The 22,176-nt window shown below is 73.5% G+C and carries 15 protein-coding genes; 6 read left to right on the forward strand and 9 right to left on the reverse strand.

Annotated elements, in window-relative coordinates:
- Window positions 1–193: 193 nt before the first annotated feature.
- From D1648_RS08600 to D1648_RS08610, 3 genes are read left to right on the forward strand one after another with little or no spacing between them, the layout of a single operon-like run.
- Window positions 194–2,557, forward strand: coding sequence for an FtsX-like permease family protein (locus D1648_RS08600; protein WP_122940718.1), 2,364 nt, complete (start codon window positions 194–196; stop codon window positions 2,555–2,557).
- Window positions 2,558–2,574: 17 nt separating this feature from the next.
- Complete coding sequence (locus D1648_RS08605; protein WP_122940720.1) at window positions 2,575–3,300, forward strand: ABC transporter ATP-binding protein; 726 nt, start codon at window positions 2,575–2,577, stop codon at window positions 3,298–3,300.
- Between the two features lie 44 nt (window positions 3,301–3,344).
- Complete coding sequence (locus D1648_RS08610) at window positions 3,345–3,917, forward strand: hypothetical protein (RefSeq protein WP_122940722.1); 573 nt, start codon at window positions 3,345–3,347, stop codon at window positions 3,915–3,917.
- Between the two features lie 222 nt (window positions 3,918–4,139).
- Here the strand turns inward: D1648_RS08610 and D1648_RS08615 are convergent, their stop codons facing one another.
- Window positions 4,140–4,376 (reverse strand): hypothetical protein, encoded by a 237-nt coding sequence (locus D1648_RS08615; RefSeq protein ID WP_122940724.1) that lies wholly within the window; start codon window positions 4,374–4,376, stop codon window positions 4,140–4,142.
- 139 nt (window positions 4,377–4,515) lie between these two features.
- Here D1648_RS08615 and D1648_RS08620 point away from each other — a divergent pair, with 139 nt between their 5' ends.
- Window positions 4,516–5,301 carry a DinB family protein gene (locus D1648_RS08620; RefSeq protein ID WP_122940726.1) on the forward strand — a complete coding sequence of 262 codons (786 nt, stop codon included), beginning with the start codon at window positions 4,516–4,518 and terminating at the stop codon, window positions 5,299–5,301.
- A 13-nt stretch (window positions 5,302–5,314) separates the two neighbouring features.
- Here D1648_RS08620 and D1648_RS08625 read toward each other — a convergent pair whose 3' ends face one another.
- From D1648_RS08625 to D1648_RS08645, 5 genes are all read right to left on the reverse strand, one after another.
- Complete coding sequence (locus D1648_RS08625) at window positions 5,315–6,733, reverse strand: multidrug effflux MFS transporter (protein WP_241155411.1); 1,419 nt, start codon at window positions 6,731–6,733, stop codon at window positions 5,315–5,317.
- Between the two features lie 74 nt (window positions 6,734–6,807).
- Entirely contained in the window at window positions 6,808–7,776 is a 969-nt protein-coding gene (locus tag D1648_RS08630) for a CPBP family intramembrane glutamic endopeptidase (protein WP_122940728.1), read from the reverse strand.
- 127 nt (window positions 7,777–7,903) lie between these two features.
- On the reverse strand, window positions 7,904–8,671 hold the full coding sequence (locus D1648_RS08635) for a queuosine precursor transporter (RefSeq protein ID WP_122940730.1): 768 nt from the start codon (window positions 8,669–8,671) through the stop codon (window positions 7,904–7,906).
- 38 nt (window positions 8,672–8,709) lie between these two features.
- The gene (locus D1648_RS08640; protein WP_122940732.1) at window positions 8,710–9,504 is read right to left on the reverse strand and encodes a GH25 family lysozyme; all 795 of its coding nucleotides are present in this window, start codon (window positions 9,502–9,504) and stop codon (window positions 8,710–8,712) included.
- Between the two features lie 153 nt (window positions 9,505–9,657).
- A complete protein-coding gene (locus tag D1648_RS08645; protein ID WP_122940733.1) occupies window positions 9,658–10,323 on the reverse strand; it encodes a TetR/AcrR family transcriptional regulator in 666 nt (221 codons plus the stop codon).
- Window positions 10,324–10,487: 164 nt separating this feature from the next.
- Between D1648_RS08645 and D1648_RS08650 the strand changes: the two genes are divergently transcribed.
- Both D1648_RS08650 and D1648_RS08655 read left to right on the forward strand, forming a co-directional pair.
- Window positions 10,488–13,259 (forward strand): MMPL family transporter, encoded by a 2,772-nt coding sequence (locus D1648_RS08650; protein WP_122940735.1) that lies wholly within the window; start codon window positions 10,488–10,490, stop codon window positions 13,257–13,259.
- Window positions 13,256–15,967 (forward strand): YhgE/Pip domain-containing protein, encoded by a 2,712-nt coding sequence (locus D1648_RS08655; RefSeq protein ID WP_122940738.1) that lies wholly within the window; start codon window positions 13,256–13,258, stop codon window positions 15,965–15,967. Before D1648_RS08650 ends, D1648_RS08655 begins: the two co-directional genes overlap by 4 nt.
- 12 nt (window positions 15,968–15,979) lie before the next feature.
- Here D1648_RS08655 and D1648_RS08660 read toward each other — a convergent pair whose 3' ends face one another.
- The 3 genes from D1648_RS08660 to D1648_RS08670 form a co-directional block, all read right to left on the reverse strand.
- Window positions 15,980–19,405, reverse strand: coding sequence for an error-prone DNA polymerase (locus D1648_RS08660; protein ID WP_122940740.1), 3,426 nt, complete (start codon window positions 19,403–19,405; stop codon window positions 15,980–15,982).
- Between the two features lie 111 nt (window positions 19,406–19,516).
- Window positions 19,517–21,298, reverse strand: coding sequence for a DNA polymerase Y family protein (locus D1648_RS08665; protein WP_122940743.1), 1,782 nt, complete (start codon window positions 21,296–21,298; stop codon window positions 19,517–19,519).
- Window positions 21,298–22,125: a hypothetical protein gene (locus D1648_RS08670; protein WP_122940745.1), complete on the reverse strand. Its 828-nt coding sequence runs from the start codon at window positions 22,123–22,125 to the stop codon at window positions 21,298–21,300. Before D1648_RS08670 ends, D1648_RS08665 begins: the two co-directional genes overlap by 1 nt.
- Between the last annotated feature and the right edge of the window lie 51 nt (window positions 22,126–22,176).

A 22,176-nucleotide genomic window follows, 5' to 3' on the forward strand; every position in this document is an offset into this window, starting at 1 on the left:
GCGAGCTCCGGGCGGCCGCGGCACAGGGTCTCGGGGCGTTGCCCCCGGGGAGGCGGGAGGGGACGCCCCCTGCCGGCCGCGGGGGCTCTCCGTACACTTCCACGACCAGCCGGTAACCCCTGGTCACGCGCTTGCGCCGGCCCTACCGTGACGTTCGAGGCACCGCATCGGGCGGCGCGGAGGAGGCGGCGTGATGCTCATCAGGATGGCCCGGGCCGCGCTGCGCAGCGAGCGCTCCGTCCTCACGGTGCTCGGAGCGCTGCTGCTGCTCGCCGCGCTGCTGGCCTGCACCGGCGCGGCGCTCATGGCGCGGCTGTCCGGCGCGGGCGAGGAGCTGCTGGACCGTGCCGACGCCCCCGACCTCGTCCAGATGCACGCCGGGGAGCTCGACGAGGAGGAGATCGACCGCTTCGCCGAGGGACGGCCCGAGGTTAGCGCGCACCGGGTCGCACCCCTGCTTGGCATCGACGGCGCCGAGCTGCAGCTGGACGGCGAGAGCCAGGCCGGCAGCGTCCAGGAGATCTCGCTCGCCGTCCCCGATCCCGAGCGCGACCTGATGCTCGTCGCCGAGGACGACAGCCCGCTGACCGAGGTCGAGCCCGGCACCGTCTGGCTGCCGGTCTTCCACCGGACCGAGCAGGGGATCCAGGTGGGCTCGACCCTCGTGATCACAGCGCCCGACGGATACCGCCTCGAGCTCACCGTGGCCGGCTTCGTGCGGGACTCGACGATGAACACGCCCATCGCCGGCTCCAAGCGGCTGGCCGTCGCCGCGCAGGACCTCGCCGCGGTCGCCGCGCACACCGGCACCTTCGAGCACCTGATCAGCTTCTGGGTCGAGGATCCCGCCACGGACATCGCCGCGCTGCGCACCGCCTACCAGACGCAGGGTCTGCCCTCGGCGGGCCCGCTCGTGGACCGCTCGGCCTTCGCCCTGTTCACCGTGATCGCCGAGGGACTGGTCGCCTCGGTGGTGCTGCTCGCCGCAGCGCTCGTGCTGATGGTCGCCCTGCTGTGCCTCCGGCTCGCGCTGCGCACGGCGCTCGAGCGGGACCGCCGCGAGCTCGCGGTGATGAGCGTGATCGGGATCGCCGCCCGGGACCAGCGCCGCGTGCACCTGCTCGTGCACGGGGCCGTCGCCCTCGCTGCGAGCACGCTCGGGCTGCTCGGCGCGCTCGCTCTCGAACCGCTGCTCTCGGCCGGGCTGACCGCCTACGTGGGCGAACGGGGAGGGCCGCGCATGGTGCTGGTGCCGGCCGCGGTCGCGGCGCTGCTCGTCGGGGCGGTGTGCGCGAGCGTCGAGCTGCAGCTGCGCCGGGTGCAGCGCACCGGGCCGCTCGCGGTGCTGCGCGGTGAGGGCAGGACCGGCACGCGGCCGGGCCGGCTGCGGCTGCACCGCTCGCCGCTGCCGGTCGGGATCAGCCTGGGGGTGATGGCGCTGCTGCGCCGCGGCGGCGGCACCGTGCTGCTGACCGGCGTGCTCGCCGTCTCGACGGTCCTGGTCATGCTCCCCTCCGCGGTCACGTCCACGCTCTCCTCCCCGCAGTTCTCCTCCTACCTGGGGCTCGGTGCCGAGCAGCTGCGCCTGGACATCCCGCACGCGGGGGCCGCCGACGAGGAGCGCTTCGCGCAGGCGCAGCGAGTGCTCGCCGAGGACCCCCGCGTCCAGGCGCACTCCGCCCGGGTGGCCACGCACCATCTGGTCACCGCGGCCGACGGGACACGGCTCGCGCTCCCGGTCATCAGCGGCGACCACGTCGACGCCCCCGGCCGCCACGTCGAGGGTCGCAGCCCCCGGGAGCCGGATGAGATCGCCCTGTCGCTGCTCGCGGCGGACGAGGCCGGGGTCGGCGTCGGCGACCGGCTCGCCGTCGAGGTCGCCGGCCAGGAGCGGGCGCTGGAGGTCGTCGGGACGTACCAGGACCTCACCTATGGGGGCCTGACCGCCGAGGGTCGGCTGTCCACAGCGGGGGAGCAGGTGCTCTGGTACGTGCTCTCGGCGACGCCCGCCGCCGGCGAGCACCACGATGTCCTGGCCACGGAGCTCGCCGCCGCGCTCCCGGGCGTGCGGGTCTCCGACGCCGACGACCATCGCGAGCAGCTCCTGGGCCCCCTCGCCGAGCGGATGCGCATCGCCGCCGGAGGTGCGATCCTCGCGGGGCTCGCCCTCGCGGTGCTCCTGTCGGCGATGACCTCCCGTCTCTGGCTCGCCGCCGAGGCGGGACCGCTCGCGATCCGCAGCGCCCTCGGCGCCTCGCCCGCCTCGCTGCGCGCCCCGTACCTCACCCGGATGCTGCTCAGCCTCGCGGCGGGAGTGCTGCTCGGGACCGCCCTGACGCTCACGGCCGGGCAGGGGCTGCTGAACCTGATGCTCGAGGGCATGTTCGGAGGGATCCAGCGGCTCTTCTCGGGCACCAGCCGGGTCCCGCTGCTCATCGACCCGCTCACCACCGCTCTCGCCCTGCCCCTCGCGCTCGTCGCAGCGGTGACGATCACGACCCTGCTCGTCTGCCGGCGGATCCGCACCGCCGACGTGCGCACGCTGACCGCCGAGTGACCCCGGAGGACCACGCCATGAGACCCCGCACAGACCGTCCCCTCCTGCGAGCGAGAGGACTCGCCCGGTCCCTGGGCGGACGCACCGTCCTGCACGACATCGACCTCGACGTCCACGCGGGTGAGCACCTCGCGGTCGTCGGCGCCTCCGGGAGCGGGAAGTCCACGCTCCTGCACACGCTCAGCGGGCTCGAGGCACCGAGCGCCGGGACGCTGCGCTGGGCGGGGGAGGACCTCGGCGCGCTCGGGGAGGCGCAGCGGGCACGGCATCGTCTGCTCGAGATCGGCGTCGTCTTCCAGCAGTTCCACCTGCTGCGCACCCTCACCCTCTTCGACAACGTGGTCATGCCGGGCCTGCTCGCCCGCGCCCGGCCGCGCCGCGAGGTGCTCGCGCGAGGGCGCGAGCTGATGGCCGCGCTCGGCGTGGACGCCCTGGCCGAGCGCGGGGTGGGGGAGGCCTCGGGCGGCCAGCTGCAGCGGGTCGCCATCGCGCGCGCCCTGATCAACCGGCCCCGCCTCGTCGTCGCCGACGAGCCCACCGGCGCTCTCGACACGGCGGCGGGCGAGGGCGTGATCGACGCGCTCGCCGAGGTGGCCGCAGGCGGGACGGCGCTGCTCGTGGTCACCCACGATCCGGCGATCGCCGCGCGCGCCTCCCGGATCATCACGATGAGCGACGGACGGATCACCGGGCTCGAGGAGGTCCCCGTGCCGGCCGCGACGTCCCGCGCACCGATCGCCTGAGCGAGGGAGCAGCGCAGCGGCACCAGGGGAGTTAGGTTGGACCCATGGCGATCATCTTCCGGGCCGAGCTCACCCCCACGAAGCCCGAGGTCCTGCGGCACCTGCTGTCCTCCCGTCCCTGGGGCGAGGCGGGGGAGATCACGGTGCTGGGCGCCTACCGCTTCGACGACCCGGCGGGGGAGGTGGGGGTCGAGTGCCATCTGGTGCGCCTCGGCGAGAGCATCTACCACGTGCCGCTCACCTACCGCGGGGCACCGCTCGAGGCGCCCGGGGCCGAGCCCGTCACCACGATGGAGCACTCGGTGCTCGGCACCCGCTTCGTCTACGACGGGCTCGAGGACGAGCTCGCGATCGAGTGCTTCGCCCGTGCGCTCGCCGGGGAGCAGCAGCAGGCCGAGCTCGAGATCCACGAGCCCGACGGAACGGCCGCGGGGACGCGAGCGCAGGCTGTCCGCCTGCGGCTCGAGGTCGACGAGGGGGCGCGGCCGCCGCGCCTGGACGAGCTGCTCGAGGACGGCCAGCCGTTCACGATCGCCCGCACCGTGGACGGGCTCGATGGTGCGGTGCGCCTGGTCGCCGCCTGGGAGGGCGGGGAGGGCGTCGTCGCCGCCTGCTGAGCGCAGGCTCTCGGCCGGCACGATCGGGGCAGAGGCCACGCCGTCCACTTTACATAACGTGCATTATCGGCGCGATTCTCGGGAGAGCCTGGAGCGGGCCCGCGCCGAGGTGCACACCCGTCGGGCCCTCGCCGAGTGCTGCATCTCAGTCGCTACGCGTCGTTCATGACGGTCGACATGCAGCACTCGATGACTGTTCGCATCGCTCGGCGCGTACGGATATCAGGTCGCCCTGTCGTCGATGTCGTCTGCGCCCGCCTGGCGCTGCTCGAGGGTTATTCGACCAGAGTCCAGAAAGTCGTCGTCCGTGTCCGCGTCGGGATCCACGAGACTCGTCGTCCCCGCCTCATGGGCGACCTCCACCGACTCGACATCCTTCTCGCCGGGATACAGCTCGGGCAGGGACGGCGTCCCACCCGGGCTGAGCCGCTCTCGGATCCGTCGCCACATCTCGCCCATCAGAACGTCGTCCTTTCGTCCGGACAGGATCTTCCCCGCGTGCGGAGATCCCCGTCGTCTGTGCTCCGTCAGCATGCCCGTGGATGCCTTCTGAACAGGAACCGTAGCGGTCGTCACAGCGAGGGGCGAGACTGCCGCCATGAGCGAGCACACCGATGACGTCCGCCGATTCCGGCCGGACGTCGGCGCACAGCTGCGAGGAGCCCTGCTGCGCGGCGCAGACCTGAGCGGGCTCGAGATCCGTGACAGCGACGTCTCGGGCCTGCGGATCGTCGACTGCCTGGCCGACGAGATCTCCGTCAGCGGCGCCCTGGGCAGGGTGTTCGTCTCCGACGTCGACGTCACAGACCATGTGCGCGAGGTGCTCGACGCACGGCTTCCCGTGCGCCGGCTCGCCCGTGAGGCGACGACGCTCCTTCAGCTCCGCCGGGCCTGGGATGCCGTGCAGCAGGAATGGGACGCGCTGATCGCGTCGGTCCGGGACTCCCCCGCACTTGTATCGGCACAAGTCGGTGGTGAATGGTCCCTCCTGCAGACCCTGCGCCACCTGCGGTTCGCGGCCGACGCCTGGATCGGCACCGCCGTGCTCGGCGAGATCAGCCCGCACCACCCCTGGGGGCTTCCCGCCGACGGCACCGATCACGCGGTGATCACGACGCTCGACCTCGCTCCGGACGCGGACCCCGATCTCGACGCCGTCCTCGCCATCCGCGCTGAGCGTCGTGCGGTGATCGATCAGCTGCTCGCCGACCTCACCGAGGACGAGCTCGACCGCGTCTGCGAGCGGACGCCCGGACCGGGCTATCCGCTTCGGGAGTACACGGTGCGGCGCTGCCTGCGAGTGATGCTCTCCGAGGAGGTCGAGCACCTGCGCTACACGCTGCGGGATCAGACCGCGCTCCGGGACGACCCGGCGACCGACTGAGCGGGAGGCCCGTTCAGGCCTGCCCCGGCATGCGACCGGTGTCGGCGCCGCTCCCCCGGCCCGCCATGACGAAGAACGCGCCGGAGATCAGCACGCCGCACACCATCGCGATCGCCATCGGCAGCGAGGAGTGCGTTCCCGCGACGCCCACCAGCGGCGCGGCGATCGAGGCCGAGAACGAGAAGCCGAGCCCCAGCATCGCCGAGCCCGTCCCGGCGAACTCGCGCGCCTGGTCCGAGGCGAGCGCGCCGCCGTTGCCGAAGATCATGCCCTGCGGCGCGACGGTGAAGAAGAACGCCGGCAGCACGATCCATGCCGGGGTGTCCAGGAACAGGCTCCCGATCAGCAGGGAGAAGCTCGCCAGCGACACCACGATCAGTCCCACGCGGATGAGCTTGCGCGGATGGATGGTGCGGGTCAGCCTCGCCGAGAGCAGCGACATCGCCATCATGCCCATCGAGTTGATCGCGAAGCTGACCGAGTACTCGCTCGAGGTGAAGCCCAGCATCTCCTGGACCACGAACGAGGAGGCGGAGACGTAGGCCATCAGCGCGAAGGCCGAGAAGGCGTTGACCAGCATGTACGCGACGAAGATCCGTCGGCCCAGCAGCGTGCGGCAGTTGCGCAGGAAGGTGCGGAAGCCGCCCGAGTGCCGCCTGGAGACCGGCAGCGACTCGGGGATCAGGAAGATGACGCCGATCAGCGAGATCAGGGACATCGCTGCGATGACCAGGAAGATCTCGCGCCACTGCCCGAACACCAGGATGATCCCGCCCAGCAGCGGGGCGACGATCGGGGCGACCCCGCCCACGCCCTGCATGATGTTCATGATCCGGAACAGCTCGGGGCCGTCGGTCATGTCGATCAGCACGGCGCGGCCCAGCACCATCCCGAAGCCGCCCCCGATCCCCTGCAGCACGCGCAGCACCAGCAGCACCTCGACCGAGGGCGCCAGCGCGCAGCCGATCGAGGCGAGCAGACACAGCATGATGCCGATCAGCAGCGGGCCGCGCCGTCCCAGACGATCCGAGAGGGGGCCTGCGACGATCTGCCCGCTCGCGGTGCCGAGGAAGAACGCGGTGATCGTCAGCTGCATCCGCGAGGCGGTGGTGCCCAGCTGCTCCGCGACCTCGGGGAAGGCCGGGATGTACATGTCGGTGGCGAGCGGCCCGATGGCGCTCAGCGTGGTGAGCACCAGGATCACGATCGCGGTGACCTTGGAGCGGGTGCGGCGCAGCTCGCCCTCGTCGGGCAGGTGCGCGATGTCGGTGTCGGCGGGATCCTCGAGCACCGGGATCGCCCCGGTGATGGTCGGGATCGACCCGGTGATCGTGGGCAGGGAGCCGGTGGTGGGGGCAGGTTCCTGCGGGGTCCGCTCGTGGGACTGCTCGGGGGTCTCCTCGGGCGGGGTGTCGTCGGCGGCGGTGGCCACTGTGCTCCTCTCAGGCGTGCAGACGACGAGCCGGGCGGGACCAGAAGGGCCCCGCCCGGCTCGATCGGACCATCTTAGGAGCGCTGCCGCCGCTCGTACAGCCACACGAGGCCGACGGCCACGAGGTCCACGCCGATGAACACCAGCATGAACGGGCCGCCCATCCCGACGCTGCGGTCGATGACGATGCCCTCCCCGCCGGCGAAGAGCGCACCGACGATCATCATGATCAGGTTGTTCATGACGTGGAAGGCGATCGGCGCCTCGAGCCCGCGGCTGATCACGGCCATCGCGGCCATGCTCAGGCCGAAGACGGCGTAGTAGGTCAGCAGCCAGGGGTCCACGGACATGTGCGCGAGGCCGAACAGGACGCTCGAGCCGATCATGCCGAGCACCAGGGCGGGTCGCACGGCGCGGATCCACGAGGCCAGCAGCGGCATCAGCGCGCCGCGGAACAGCAGCTCCTCCCCCGCCGCCTGCAGCGGTGTGGTCAGCAGCGCCACGACGACCAGGCCGACGGTGGTCGCCGAGAGCCCGAAGGCGCCGATCCCGGCGGATTCCGGGGCGATCAGCGCCGACAGGCCCAGCGCCGCCCCGACGAGCACGGCGAACGTGCCGCACCACATGGTCAGGCGCCGCAGGCTCGCTCCCCGCGGCACGGCGATCAGCGAGCGCCATGGGACCCGCGCCATGAGCGCGGTGAGCACCACCGCGAGCAGCCCGGTCGCGGCGAGGCTGAGGTTCATCACGGCCATCATCGCCGGGCTGATCGAGATGTCCATCGGGTCGCGGCCGACGAGGAGCACCTCGGCGATCGTGACGACGAGGACCAGAGCCGTCTGGAGCACCACCATGGTCACGAGCAGGCCGGGCACGAGCAGCAGCGGCTTCCACCAGGACAGGCGCAGGTGGGCGCCGAAGGGACGCTCGGCGTCCAGGCCGCTCGGGCGCGGGGCCTCGGTGGGGGCGGCAGGCGCAGAGGCGGAGACGGACGAGCGGAGGGGATCGAGGGGCGGGGGCGAGGAGGGGGTCGTCGTGGTCATGGCTCCACTGTTCCCGCCGGGCGCCGCTCCCGTCAGCGACGTTTCGTCGGCCCGATGCTCGACCTTGGTCGGCGGACCGGAGGACGCAGCCCCGCCGTCCGTCGGCCGGGGGCCCTCGGGCGCCGGGTCAGCCTGCGGCGGCCTGCTCGGCGAGCCGACGCTGGTAGCTCGCATCGGTGCGCTTCAGCCAGCGGATCACGGCGGAGGTCACGGGGATCATCGCGTACTGGACGATCACCTTGTAGAGCACCCCGAGCACGGTGTACTCGACGTACTGCTCGAAGGTCGTGATGCCGATCGCGACGGAGGCGATCGCGCAGAAGATGATGGTGTCCACGAGCTCGCCGAGGCCGCTCGAGGTGAACAGGCGGGCGATCAGCCCCCGCTCCCCCATCCGACGCTTCATGCGGGAGACGACCAGGGAGTTCAGGGTCTGCCCGGCGAGGAAGCCCGCGAGACCGGCGAGCACCACGATCCAGACCGGCCCGAGCGCGATCTCGAGCGCCTCCTGCTTGGCGAGCCCGTACTCGTCGGGGAAGGGCGGCAGCGCGATGATCACCTGGTAGCTGAGCGAGGCGAGGATGCTCACGGCGAAGGAGGTGAGGATCGCCCGTCGGGCGCTGCGGGGGCCGTACAGCTCGGTGACGATGTCGCCGAGCACATAGGCGAGGGGGAAGAGGAAGAAGCCGCCGTCGGTGATGATCTCGAAGCCGGTGCCGGGCACGTCGCCGAAGCTGACGCCCTTTGCGGCACCGATGCCGGAGAGGATCACCACCGTGACCATGGCGGCCAGGAGGATGTCGAAGTGGGAGGAGCCCCGGTCGGCGTAGACGGCGCCGGCCGGGCGTCCAGACGGCGGGGCGGCGGGCGCGGTGAGGTTCTGTTCTGCAGTCACCGGGGAAGGCTACACAGCGCCGCGCCGCCCCGCCGGGCTCAGATCCCGATCGCGTCGTAGTCCGAGGCGGCCACGAAGCTCTCGAACTGGCTCTCGCTGCCGTGCCAGCGGTTGGAGTCTCCCGCGAAGGGCCCGGAGTCGGAGTACTGCCACAGCTCCCAGGCCCACCAGCGGCCGGGCAGGGTGCTCGGGCTCGAGGAGCTGTAGGAGGCGAGGAACAGGGGCGAGTTCGTCGGGGTCCAGTCCCCGACCACGTCGTTCCACCAGTGCAGGTTCGTGTAGAGCACGGGCCTGCGGCCGGTCGCCTCGCGATACGCGATCGAGAAGCCCGAGATCCATTCCCGCATCTCCTGCGCGGACAGGCCGTAGTCGCGGGGCAGCCCGGAGTAGGCCTCGAAGTCGACCATGCCCGGCAGGGTGACCCCGTCGCCGGTCCAGCCGCCGCCGTTGTTCAGGAAGAACTCGGCCTGCTCCTCGGGGCCGCCCGAGTCGGGGCGTGCGAAGTGGTAGCCGCCGCGCACGAGGCCGGCGTTCCCGGCCCCGGTGTACTGGTGGTCGAAGTCCGGGCTGCGATAGCTGCGCCCCTCGGTCGCCTTCACGTAGGCGAAGCGGGAACCGAGCGCGGCCTGCGCCGCCCAGTCGACGCGGCCCTGCCAGCCGGAGACGTCCTGTCCGTGGATCCCGGCGGCGTTCGCGGCGGGGGCGCCGAGGGCGACGGTGCCGGTGCCGAGGGCGACCGCGCCGAGCGCACCGCCGCGCAGCACGGAGCGGCGCGACGTCCCCCCGGCGTCGTCGGCGGGCTGGGCGAGGTGTCGCGGACGGTAGGACGACATGAGGAGGCTCCTGGGGGGAAGGGAAGACGTCACTGCGAGGAGGGTGCGATGGGGATCACACCTCGTCCACCGTAGGGGGCGCTCCCGGATCCCGCCAGGGCGGTGCTCCGATCCGGCGTGTCGCGGCGAATCGGTCGGATCGTGCGGAACCGGTCACTCCTCCTGCGGGGCGATGAACGCGCGCAGGGTGCCCAGGATCGTGGTCGCAGCGAGCTCGGTGACGTCCAGGTGCTCGAGCTGCTCGCGCACCAGCAGGTCGATGAAGATGCCCACGAGCAGCTGGGCGAGGTCCTCGGCAGGCAGCAGCGCCCGCTCCCCGGTGGCCTCCAGGCGCGTGGTGAGGAGGGTCCCGATCTGGTCCCGCATGCGTTCGCGCTGCACGGCCAGCTCGGCGCGCAGCTCCTCGTCCCGCAGGGAGCGGGCGATCGCGTCGGAGTACAGCAGGTACCACTGCCGGCCGAAGGGGCGGATCCCCTCGAAGACCGCGATCATGACCTTCGCGTCGTCGACCTCGAGGATCGAGCACTGCTCCTGGTCCTGCAGGCCCGCGACCGCGCTCTCGACGGAGCTGTTCGCGATCGCCATGAGCTCGGAGGTGACCTCGTCGAACAGGGCGATGAACACCTCCTCCTTGCTCGAGAAGCTCGAGTAGAAGGCGCCGCGCGTGAAGCCGGCGGCCTTCACGAGGTCGTCCACGGTCGCGCCGTCGATCCCCTTCTCGACGAAGACGTCCAGCGAGGCGCGCACGAGTCGCGCCCGGGTGTTCTCCCGGCGCCGCGTGCCCGAGGACTCCGGCAGGGGTTCGAACAGATCGGTCATGGCTCCTCGGTGGGCGGATGTGCGACGCGTCTCACGAGCACGCCGTGTTTGAACGGGGTGGGATGCGGTCGATAGTATCCCATCGATACATCTTCGTATCGAGTGCGCGGACGTCTCGAGCGGGGCTGTCCCTCGCCCGATGCCCTGCTCGCCCTGGAGGTCGCGTGTCCTCGTCCCTGTACCGCCTCGGCCGCCTCATGGCCACGCTGCGCTGGAAGGCCGTCGGGGCATGGATCGCCCTGCTCGTCGTCGTCGGAGGGCTCGCCGTCGGCCTCGGCGGGACCTTCACCTCCGACATCGAGATCCCCGGCACCGAGGGCCAGCGCGGCATCGACGCGCTGGCGAACCGCTTCCCCGAGATGGGCGGCACCTCCGGACAGGTGGTGCTCGTCGCGGCGGACGGCACGACGGTCGATCAGCACGAGGACGAGATCGACGAGCTCATGGAGCGGATCGCCGAGGTCGACGGGGTCGAGGTCGCCACCTCCCCCTTCGACGACCTCTCCCCCGGCACCCGCACCGACGACGACGGCGCGATCATCGCCCAGTTCCAGATGACCGGCCAGACCGGCTCCTTCCCCGAGGGCTCCGTCGAGGAGATCACCGAGCTCGTGGACGAGGCGAGCACCCCGAGCCTCGAGGCGCACCTCGGCGGGCAGGTGCTGCAGAGCGCCGAGGTGCCCTTCGGCGCCGGAGAGGTCTTCGGCATCATCGCGGCGCTCATCATCCTCGCGATCGTGTTCCGCTCGCTGATCCCCGCGTTCATCCCGATCGTCACCGCGATCGTCGGCGTCGGCGTCTCCATGCTCGCCCTGGTCGCCCTCTCGGCCGGGCTCGACATCCCCTCGGTCACCACCGCGCTCGGGGCGATGCTCGGGCTCGCCGTCGGCATCGACTACGCCCTGTTCATCCTCTCCCGCCACCGCGACCAGCTCGCCCACGGCGATGACGTGCACGAGTCGATCGGGAAGTCGCTGGCCACCTCCGGCAGCGCCGTCATCTTCGCCGGCCTGACCGTGATCATCGCCCTGGTGGGACTGTTCATCACCGGCATCCCGTTCCTGACCGTGATGGGCGTCGCGGCCGCCGCGACCGTGGCCCTGTCGGTGGTGGTGGCGCTGACGATGCTGCCCGCGATCATGGGGATCCTCGGCGAGCGGCTGCGGCCCCGCAGCGCCCGCCGGCTGATGGAGGACAACGGCGGCGTCATGCCCGAGGCCGGACCGGAGCCCGCGCACGCCGCGCGCGGGGGCTTCGGCCGCACCTGGGTGCGCCTGGTGACCAAGGTGCCCGCCCTGACGATCCTGCTCGTCGTGATCGGCGTCGGCGCGCTCGCCATCCCGATCAAGGACCTCGAGCTCGCGCTGCCGGACCTGGGCACCGAGCCCGCCGGCACCGATGCCCGCGACACCTACGACCTGGTCGCCGAGGAGTTCGGGCCCGGCTACAACGGCCCGCTGCTGCTGACCGCCGACATCATCAACACCACCGACCCCCTCGGCGTGGTCGACGAGCTCGAGACTGACATCTCCGCGCTCGACCACGTCAAGGAGATCCAGCTGGCGACCCCGAACCAGGGCGCCGACATGGCCGTGGTCGTCGTGATCCCCGAGGGCGGCCCCACCGAGCAGTCCACCAAGGACCTCGTCGCCGAGATGCGCGCGAGCGCGGAGGACTGGGAGCAGGAGCTGAAGATCTCCGACGTCACCGTGACCGGCTCGACCGCCGTCGGCATCGACGTCACCGACAAGCTCTCCGGCGCGCTGCTGCCCTTCGCGCTGTTCGTCGTCGGCCTGTCCCTGATCCTGCTCGCCCTGGTGTTCCGCTCGATCTGGGTGCCGCTGAAGGCCTCGGTCGGCTACCTCTTCTCCGTCGTCGCCGCCTTCGGCGTGACCTCGATGGTGTTCGAGTACGGCTGGTTCAACGGCCCGCTGTTCGTGGACGTGAACGGTCCGGTCGTCTCCTTCATGCCGATCATGGTGATGGGCGTGCTGTTCGGCCTCGCGATGGACTACGAGGTCTTCCTCGTCTCCCGCATGCGCGAGGAGTTCGTGCACACCGGCGACGCGAAGGGCGCGATCGAGCGCGGCTTCACCGCCAACGCCCCCGTCGTCACCGCGGCGGCGCTGATCATGGTCTCGGTGTTCGCCGGCTTCGTCACCTCGGGCTGGTTCATGCTGCAGCCGATCGCCGTGGCGCTTGCCGTGGGGGTGCTCGTGGACGCCTTCGTGGTGCGCATGACCTTCGTGCCCGCCGTCCTGGCGCTGCTGGGACGGCACGCCTGGTGGCTGCCGGGCTGGCTCTCCCGCCTCCTGCCCACCGTGGACGTGGAGGGCGAGGGCCTGGCCGGGGTGCTCGAGCACCGCCGCTGGACCGAGGAGCACGGCGAGCACGCCCTGCGCATGGACGAGACCGTGGCCCCGCTGCTCGGGGCGAAGGGGACCCTCGGCCCGCTCACCGGCGCCGTGCGGCCCGGCTCCCTGCTCGTCGTCCGCGCCCCGGACGACGCCGCCCGTGCGACCTTCCTCGCCCTCGCGGCGGGACGGATCGCCCCCACCTCCGGCGTCCTCGCCGTCCACGACCGCCTCTCCCCCGACGATCTCGGCGCGGTCCAGGGGCGCGCCCACTGGATCGGGGCCGGTGCCCCCGTCGCCCGACGGCTCGCCGAGATCGACGGCCGCGGCGTGGAGCGCGCCGTGGTCGTGATCGAGCAGCTCGACGACCTCGCCCATGCCGCCTCGAGCGTCGACGACACCCTGATCGAGCGCCTCGACGCGCTGCTGGCCGAGGGGGCGACCGTGATCGTCGGCTCCCGCACCGCCTCCCCCGCCGACGCCGAGCGCGTCCTGCACGAGCGGCTGCGCGACCCGCGCCGTCTGCTCGCCCTCTCCGTCCAGCGCTCCGCCGCCGCGACCCCCGAAGGAGCTCTCGCATGAAGCGCCTCGCGCACCCCCGCACCCTGATCGTCGTCCTGGTGCTGCCGCTGCTGGTGGCGGGCCTGGGCATGTGGGCCCTCAGCGGCCGCGTGGACCGGCTCGACGCCGTGCCCGCGGCCGTGGTGAACCTCGACGAGGGCGCGGAGATCACCGACGCCGACGGGGAGGCGCAGACCGTCCCCTTCGGGCGCCTGCTCGCCGGCTCGCTCACCCAGCCCGGCACCGTCGAGGACCAGGACGCCCCGGAGACCACCGGCTTCGACTGGCAGCTGACCAGCCAGGACGACGCCGAGCAGGGGCTCAAGGACGGCAGCTACTCCGCCGTGGTCGTGATCCCGAAGGACTTCTCGGAGCACCTGGCCACCCTCGGCACGCCCGAGGCGACCCAGGCGATCCTCGAGGTCACCACCAATGATGCGAGCGGCCAGATCAACGCGCTGGTGGGCACCGCCGTCGCCGAGGCCTCGGCGAGCACCATGGGCGGGCAGATGGCGCAGCAGTACCTCGACCAGCTCTACATCGGCTTCAACGACCTCGGCGACGGCTTCTCCGATGCGGCCGACGGCGCCGAGGAGCTCGCCGGCGGCACCTCCGACCTCGCCGAGGGCACCTCCGAGCTCGCCGGCGGCACCCGCGAGCTCGCCGAGGGGACCACGCAGGCCGCCGAGGGCGCCCGCCAGTACTCCGGCGGGGTGTGGAGCTTCGCCGACGGCACCTGGCAGGCCGCCGACGGCACCCGCACCCTCGCGGACGGGCTCGACGACCTCGCCACCGGCAGCGAGGACCTCGCCGACGGCGCCGGCGAGCTCCGCACCGGGCTGCGCGGCACCGACGACCAGCCCGGCCTGCTCACCGGCGTCGAGCAGCTCGCCGCCGGCGTGGAGGGCGACGGCACCGCCGAGAACCCCGGCCTCGAGGAGGGCGCCGACCAGCTCGCCACCGGGCTCGAGCAGTTCGCGGGCGGCGTCGAGCAGGCCGGCACCGCGGTCGCCGGCGACGGCACCGACCAGAACCCCGGCCTCGCCCCGACGGCCCGCCAGGTGAACCAGGGCATGACCGAGCTCGGCGACGGCGCGCAGCAGGCGGCCGACGGGCTGGCCGGCACCGAGGACCAGCCCGGCCTCGCCCAGGGCGCCGAGGGCGTGGTCGCCTACGCCGAGGGCGTGGACCAGGCCGCCGGCGGCCTGGACACGGCTCTGGAAGGCGACAGCAGCGAGACGAACCCCGGCATGACGGCGATGTCCGCATCGATGCAGGAGAGCGCCTGTGCTCTCGCCGAGCGCTATCCCGATGATCCCCAGGCTGCCGCGCTGTGCCAGCAGGCGGAGGGCATGACCGGCTATGTCGACGGCGTCGACGAGGCCCGGGACGGTCTGCGCACCGTCGTGGACGGCGACGGCACCGCGCAGAACCCGGGACTCGCCGCGACCGCGCAGGGCGTCGGCGAGGGCGCGAGCGCCGCCGCCGACGGCGTCCAGCAGATCGCCGACGGCATCAACGGCACCGACCAGCAGCCCGGCCTCGTCCAGGGCACCGAGGGCATGGTCACCTACGCCGAGGGCATCGAGACGGCCTTCGCCGGCGACGGCACCGAGTCCAACCCTGGCCTGACCGCCTCGGCCCAGCAGCTCGCCACCGGCGCCCGCTCGAGCGCCGACGGCGCCGGCGAGCTCGTCACCGGCGTCACCGGGCTGCGGGACGGCCTCACCCAGTACGCCGACGGCGTGGACCAGCTCGCCGACGGCGCGGACCAGCTCGCCGAGGGGACCCGCGGCGCGGCCGACGGCGCCGAGGAGCTCGCCGACGGCAGCACGCAGCTCGCCATGGGCGCCGACCAGCTCGGCGACGGCGCGGACCAGCTCGCCGACGGCAACGAGCAGCTCGCCGGCGGTGCCGGGGAGCTCGCCGATGGCACCGACGAGCTGGCCGACGGCACCGGGGAGCTCGCCGAGGGCAGCGACGAGCTGGCCGGCGGGCTTCGCGAGGGCGCGGACGAGGTCCCCTCCTACAGCGAGACCGACCGGGACCGCATGAGCGAGATGGCGGCCGCCCCCGTCGGCACCGACGCGCAGCGGCAGAACGAGGCCAGCGGCGCGGACACCGCGACCTTCCCCTTCGTCACCGCGCTCGCGCTGTGGCTGGGCGCCTTCGCGACGTTCCTGCTGCTGCCGGGCCTCTCGCGCCGCCTGCTCGACCGGGCGCTGCCGATGTGGCAGGTGGTGCTGCGCTCCCTGGCGCCGGCGGTGGTGATCGCCCTGGTGCAGACCGTCGCGGTGCTCGCCGTGCTCACGGCGATCGGGATCTCCCCCGTCTCGCCGCTGTCCGTGGGCGTGGTCGCCTTCGCCGGGGCGGTGATGTTCGCGGCCCTGCACCAGGCGCTGCTGACGGCGCTCGGGGCGCGGATCGGCCGGATCGCCTCGATCGTGCTGATGGTGCTGCAGGTGGTGACCCTGGTCGGGATCGTGCCCGTGCAGACGGCGCCCGAGCTGCTGCAGTCGGTCAGCTCGCTCATGCCGCTGTCGATCGTCACGCAGGGCCTGGTCCATGCCGCGCTCGGCGGCAGCCTGGTGAGCACCTCGGGGGTCCTGCTCGCGATCCTCGCCTGGGGCGCGGTCTCGCTGCTGGTGACCTTCGCGGTCTCCCGCGGGGCGCGCCTGGCGAACCGCTCCGAGCACGTGGCCGTCGGAGCGGTGCCCGCCGCCGCCTGATCCGGGCCGCTCTCACTGGAAGTCCCTGGACCGGCCCGCCGCGGCCAGGTCCAGGGGCTCCACCGCGTCGGCGACGAGGTTCACGGCCCCGGTGCGGTTCTCGACGATCCCGCGCAGCACGACCGCCCGCGCGGTGCGCAGCAGCGCCCGGTGCCGCACCCAGAACCCCTGCGAGCAGACCACGTTGAGGATCCCCGTCTCGTCCTCGAGGCTGAGGAAGGTGACGTTCCCTGCGGTCGCGGGGCGCTGCCGGTGGGTGATCGCCCCGGCCACCCGGATCCGGGTGGTGTCCTCCGCCTCGCGGGTCCCGGCGATCGTGAGCACCCCGCTCTTCGTGAGCTGCTCGCGCACGAGCACCATCGGATGGTCCGCCAGGGTGATCCCGGTGGCCCAGGCGTCGGCGGTGGCGAGCTCCGCGTCGCTCATCCCCGGCAGCATCGGGGCCTGCGCGCCGACAGCGAGATGCGGGAGCGTGCCCGGGGACTCCTGGGCGGCCGCACCCGCGGCCCACAGCGCCTGCCGACGCGAGCTCGCGAGCCGATCCAGCGCCCCCGCGGTCGCGAGCGCCTCGAGCTGCCGGGCCGTCAGCCGCACCCGCCGGGCGAGGTCCGGCACCGAGGCGAAGGGCCCGCCGCGCTCCCGCTCGGCGACGATCCCCTCGGCGGTCTCGGTGCTGATGCCGCGCACCTGGTCCAGGCCCAGCCGGATCGCGGGGCCGCGCGCCGCGGCCTCCCCCTGGACCTGCTCCCCCGGCGCCTCGATCCGGTAGCCGTGGTGCTCGGCGTCGGTCTCCAGATCGGTGCGGGCACGGGAGGCCAGCACGTCCGGGCCGCGGGTGAGCACGCCGTGGCGGCGGGCGTCGGCGACCAGCGACTGCGGCGAGTAGAAGCCCATCGGCTGGGAGCGCAGCAGCGCGGCGGTGAACGCGGCCGGGTAGTGGCACTTGAGGTAGGAGCTCGCGTAGACGAGATACGCGAAGGAGTAGGCGTGCGACTCGGGGAAGCCGTAGTTCGCGAAGGCGAGCAGCTTGCGGTGGATCGCCTCGGCGTCCTCGCCGGTGATGCCGTGGCGGGCCATCCCCTCGAAGAGGGCGTCGGACAGCTCGAGCATCTTCTGGGTGGAGCGCTTGGAACCCATCGCGCGCCGCAGCTGGTCGGCCTGGGCGGGGGTGAAGTCGGCGACGTCGACCACCATCTGCATCAGCTGCTCCTGGAACAGCGGGATCCCGAGCGTGCGGTCCAGGGACTTCTCCAGCTTCGGGTGCAGGAAGGTGACCTCCTCCTCGCCGGCGCGGCGGCGGATGTAGGGGTGCACGCTCCCGCCCTGGATGGGGCCGGGCCGGATCAGCGCGACCTCGACCACCAGGTCGTAGAACACCCGCGGCTTCAGCCGCGGCAGGGTGGAGATCTGCGCCCGGGACTCCACCTGGAACACGCCCACGCTGTCCCCCGCGCAGAGCATGTCGTAGACCGCCGGATCCTCCTGCGGCAGGGTGCGCAGCTCGAAGTGCTGGCCGTGGTGCTCGGCGACGATCCGCAGCGCATGGTCGAGCGCCGTGAGCATCCCGAGCCCGAGCAGGTCGAACTTCACCAGGCCCGCGTCGGCGCAGTCGTCCTTGTCCCACTGCAGCACGGAGCGGTCCGCCATCGCCGCCCACTGCACCGGGCACACCTCGATCACGGGCCGGTCCGCGAGCACCATCCCGCCGGAGTGGATGCCGAGGTGGCGGGGCGCATCGCGCAGCTGCTGGGCGAGGGTGATCACGTCCGCGGGGATGTCGGCGTCGGCGAGGGAGGAGAAGGAGCGCTCGATCCGCTTGGCGAAGGCGTCCTGCGCGCCGGGGTCGTGGCCCAGCGCCCTCGCCGCGTCGCGCACGGCGAGCTTCGCCCGGTAGGTGATCACGTTGGCGACCTGGGCGGCGTTCTCCCGCCCGTAGCGGTCGTAGACGTGCTGGATCACCTCCTCGCGGCGGTCCGAGGCGATGTCGATGTCGATGTCCGGCGGGCCGTCCCGCTCCGGCGCGAGGAACCGCTCGAACAGCAGATGGTGGCCGACGGGTTCGACCGCCGTGATCCCCAGCGCGTAGCAGACCGCGCTGTTCGCGGCCGAGCCGCGGCCCTGGGCGAGGATCCCCTCCCCGGCGCAGAAGTCGACGATCTCGTGGACGATCAGGAAGTAGCCCGGGAAGTGCAGATCAGTGATGACCTTCAGCTCGTGGTCGATCTGCGCCCACGCGCCGGGCACCCGCTCGGGTCGTCCCGGCGCGGGCCGCGGCCCGTAGCGCTCCCGGCCCTCGATCTCCACCAGCTCCACCAGCCAGCTGGCCTCGTCGTGCCCGGCCGGGACCGGGAAGGGCGGCAGGTCCGGGGCGAGCAGACGCAGGTCCAGGGCGCAGTCCCGGCCGATCCGTGCCGCCTGCGCGATCGCGGCGGGATAGCGGGGCAGCAGCTGCGCCATCTCCTCCCCGCTGCGCAGGTGCGAGGGCCGGGAGGCGAGATAGGGGTCGGCGCTCTCCAGCGATCCCCCGGAGCGCAGGGCGGCGTGGGTGTCGGCCAGGCGCTTGTCCGTGGGGCGGGCGTAGTGCGCGTTCGTGCTCGCCACCAGCGGCAGCGAGACCGCGTCGAGCCCGCTCTCCTCGCGCACCAGGCGGGCGCCCTGGGCGAGCGCGTCGTGGAGCTCGTCAGCCTCTCCCCCGCCGCCGACGATCAGCTCGACGGCGACGTTGCCGGGTCCGAACAGCTCCACCAGGCGGGCGATCTGCTCCGCGGCGGCATGCGCGGCGCCCTCGAGGTCCCCCTCGGCCAGGCGCGCGCTCGCGGCCCGGGGCACGGCGCCCTTGCGGCAGCCGGTGAGGATCAGCCAGTGCCCCTCCCGGGCGATCCGGGAGAGCTCGGCGAGACGGTAGCGGGGCGCGGCCTTCTGCCCGCTGTCCAGGTGGGCGCGGGCGATCGCGGCGGAGAGCCGGCGGTATCCGGTCTCGTCCCGCACCAGCACCAGCAGGTGCTCCCCCTCGGGGTCGGGGACGCCGGTGCGGGGTGCGGAGACCACGGGCGTGCTCCCGGCCGTCGACGCGCCGGGCTCGAGGCCGAGGGTCAGCTCCGCACCGAACACGGTCGCGATCCCCGCCTCGGCCGCGGCCTTCGCCGCCCGCACCACGCCGGGCAGCCCGTCGTGGTCGACCAGCGCGATCGCGCCGAGCCCGAGGCGGGCCGCCTGGGCGGCCATGTCCTCGGGGCTCGAGGCGCCGTCGAGGAAGCTGAAGTGCGAGTGGGCGTGCAGCTCCGCGTACTCGACATGGCGGGAGGGACGGTAGGGGTCCTCCGTCCGCTTCCCGGTGTGCTCGACGACGATCGGCGGGGAGACCAGCTCGGCCGGACGGTCCGAGAGGATCGCCTCGAGGTCCTTCCACGCGGGCGGGCCCAGGAACCAGCGGGCCATCAGCGTGGCTCCTGTTCCCGAGAGCCGACGATCGGGGGGAACACGGACGTCCCTGTTCTCGTATGACGGAGGACATCCTCCATTGTTCGGATACCCAAGAAGTCCTGGAGCTCAGTCATAGAGCCCCTCCAGCGTCCAGTCGCCCGTGCGGGACAGGGCGAGCACCGCGGTCTCCTCGGCGCTCGCGGCGCGGACCACGAGCTGGAGGCGGGCGGCACGTGTCCCGCCCGGAGTCCACCAGCGCTCGTCGAGCACGGTGGGGGCGCCGTGGGCGAGCACGGGATAGCCGGAGCCGGCCCGGAGCCCGGCCCGCTGCAGCGCCGACGCGCCGGGGGCGAGGACCTGCAGCCGGGCCGGCGCACTGCTCAGCAGCCCCCGCGCGGTGACCACCACCGGCTCCCCCGCCGCGTCCTCGAGGCGCACCGACGGTCGTTCGCGGAACACGGTGGCGGGCACCGGGCGGGGCAGGGTTCCGGGCCAGGGACCCTCTCGCCGTTCGGGCTTCTCGCTGCGCCAGGGCACCAGGGCGACTTCGTCGGCCAGCAGCCTCCCCCCGACGAGGGCCGGGACCTGCACCGCCTCCTCCCCCGCCAGGCCCTGCGCGCGGGCGAGCGCCCGGGAGGCCCTCTGGGCCGCTTCCCCCGCGCTGCCCCACAGCGCGGGCGCGTTCTCCCCCGCCGGGGCCAGCTGCAGCGGGTGCAGCCCGATCCGGGTGATCGCCCCGGTCGCAGGACCGCCGAGCCGCGCCCGGGTGATCCAGCCGTCGCACTGCCAGCGGATGCGGTCCACGACGTCGGCGACGGTGAGCGCCCCGTCGTGCCGCCAGGTGCGCTCCATCTCCTCGCCGCCCTCGGTGCGGGCCACGATCCGCAGCCTGGTGCACACCAGTCCCCGCTCGACCAGCATCGTGTGCAGCTGCTCGGCCAGCGGGCGGGCGATGAAGGCCGCCTGGTCGGTGCGCACCAGCGGGGTCTCGAGCGTCGTCTCGGCCAGCAGCGGCTGGGTCGGGTGGTGCGCGGCGGGCGGGGCGGGCTCCTGCCCGCGGGCGAGCAGGTGCAGCGTCGCCACGTCCGGGCCGAAGCGGTCGGCGACGGCGGCCGAGGGCAGCGCGGCGAGGTCCCCGAGGGTCGTGATCCCGAGCCGCTGCAGCAGGTCGACGGTCTCGGCGAGGTCCAGGCGCCGCTGGTCACGGGTGGCAGAAGGCTGGCCGCGGTGCCCCCAGCCGGGGCCGACGGGGGCGCTGCGCAGGGCGGCGATCGGGTGCGGGGCGAGGTACTCGCCGCTGCGGCCCTCGTGCACGATCCGGCCCGGGCCGGAGGCGAGCAGCGCGGCGAAGGGGCCGTCGGCGATCCCGACGGCGCAGTCCCAGCCGGTGAGCTCGGCGACCGCGTCGAGGATCCGCTCGGCCAGGCGCCCTTCCCCGCCCTGGTGGCGGGCCGGACCGCGGGCGGACATCAGCAGCACCCCGGGGCGCAGTACGTCCACCCCGGCGGCGATCGTGTCCACTGCGGCGGCGACCAGCTCGAACAGCGCGGTCTCCTGCTCGCGATCGGCTTCCAGCACGAGCGCCTCGGGGCAGGCCGCACGGGCGGCGCGGCGCGTCATCCCCGGCCGCACCCCGGCCTCGATGGCCGCGGTCCCGGCATGGGTGACGCGGTGCTGGTCGAGCAGGATCACCGGGACGGCGGCGAGGTCGAGCGGGGCCGGCGCGGGGGCGTCCTCCTCCCCTGCGGCGGCCTCGAGGCGTCGCTGGTGGCGGTCCAGCGCGGCCAGCAGCGGCCAGTCCGGGACGGTCACGGCGACGGTGCGGGTCGCCCGGGCGGTGGTGGCGTCGACAGCAGCGGGGCCGGCCGCGGCGGGGGCGTGGAGGTCGGCGGGGACGTGCACGCTCATCACCCGGCCCTCCGCACGCTCGGCAGGAGCTGCATCGCCGGACGCCGCTCCGAGACCGCCGCCGGACGGGCCGCAGCCCCCGCCGACGCACCGGCGGGAACCGCTGCGAGCATCCCGTCCACCTGCGGCAGCAGCACCTCGGCTGACCGGTGACCGGCGATGCCGCGGCCCTCGGCGGTGATCTCGAGGCGGCGCCGGCGCAGCCGCCCCGAGCCCTGGCCGAGCCCGACCCAGCCCTGGGCGGCGGCGCGCAGCGTGAGGTCGGCGCGGCCGGGTGGGGCGGCGGCGAGGACGAGGGTGTCGGCGGTGCGGGCCCGGCCCAGCAGGTTGCGCCAGAGAGCGGGGGCGAGGTCCAGGTCGGGGCCGAGCACGAGCACGCCCACCCCGTCGGCGAGGGCGGAGAGCACCTGGGGGCGCTGCTCGCCGTCCGCCGCGGTGAGGGCGAGACGGCAGGGGTCCAGGCCCGCGTCCATCGCGGAGCGCAGGCCCAGGTCGGGCATCCCGGCGATCGCGCACCAGGAGTCCTCCCCCGCCGCGGCGACCGCGAGGGACAGCAGCAGCGAGGTGCTCGCGGCGCCCTCGAGCGCCACGGAGCTGCCGGCGCGCAGGCTCCCGCGCGGGAACAGCGTCTGGAGCGGCCCCGGGACCGGCAGGCGAGTGCCGAGCCCGTCGTCGGCGGCCTCGGAGACGGAGCGCGCCGAGGGCTGCAGGGCGGTGCGGTCGATCCGTCCGCCCCAGCGGGCGGCGGAACGCTCGGCCGCACCGAGCGCGGCCCGGGCCCGGGACAGCCGCTGCTCGCGGTCCTCGATCTGCAGGGCGGTGCCCATCGCGCTCCTCCTTCCGGCCCTCGCCATTCCTTCGCACACATGTTCGAACAG

The sequence above is a fragment of the Brachybacterium sp. EE-P12 genome (assembly GCF_003711805.1).
Classification (GTDB): domain Bacteria; phylum Actinomycetota; class Actinomycetes; order Actinomycetales; family Dermabacteraceae; genus Brachybacterium.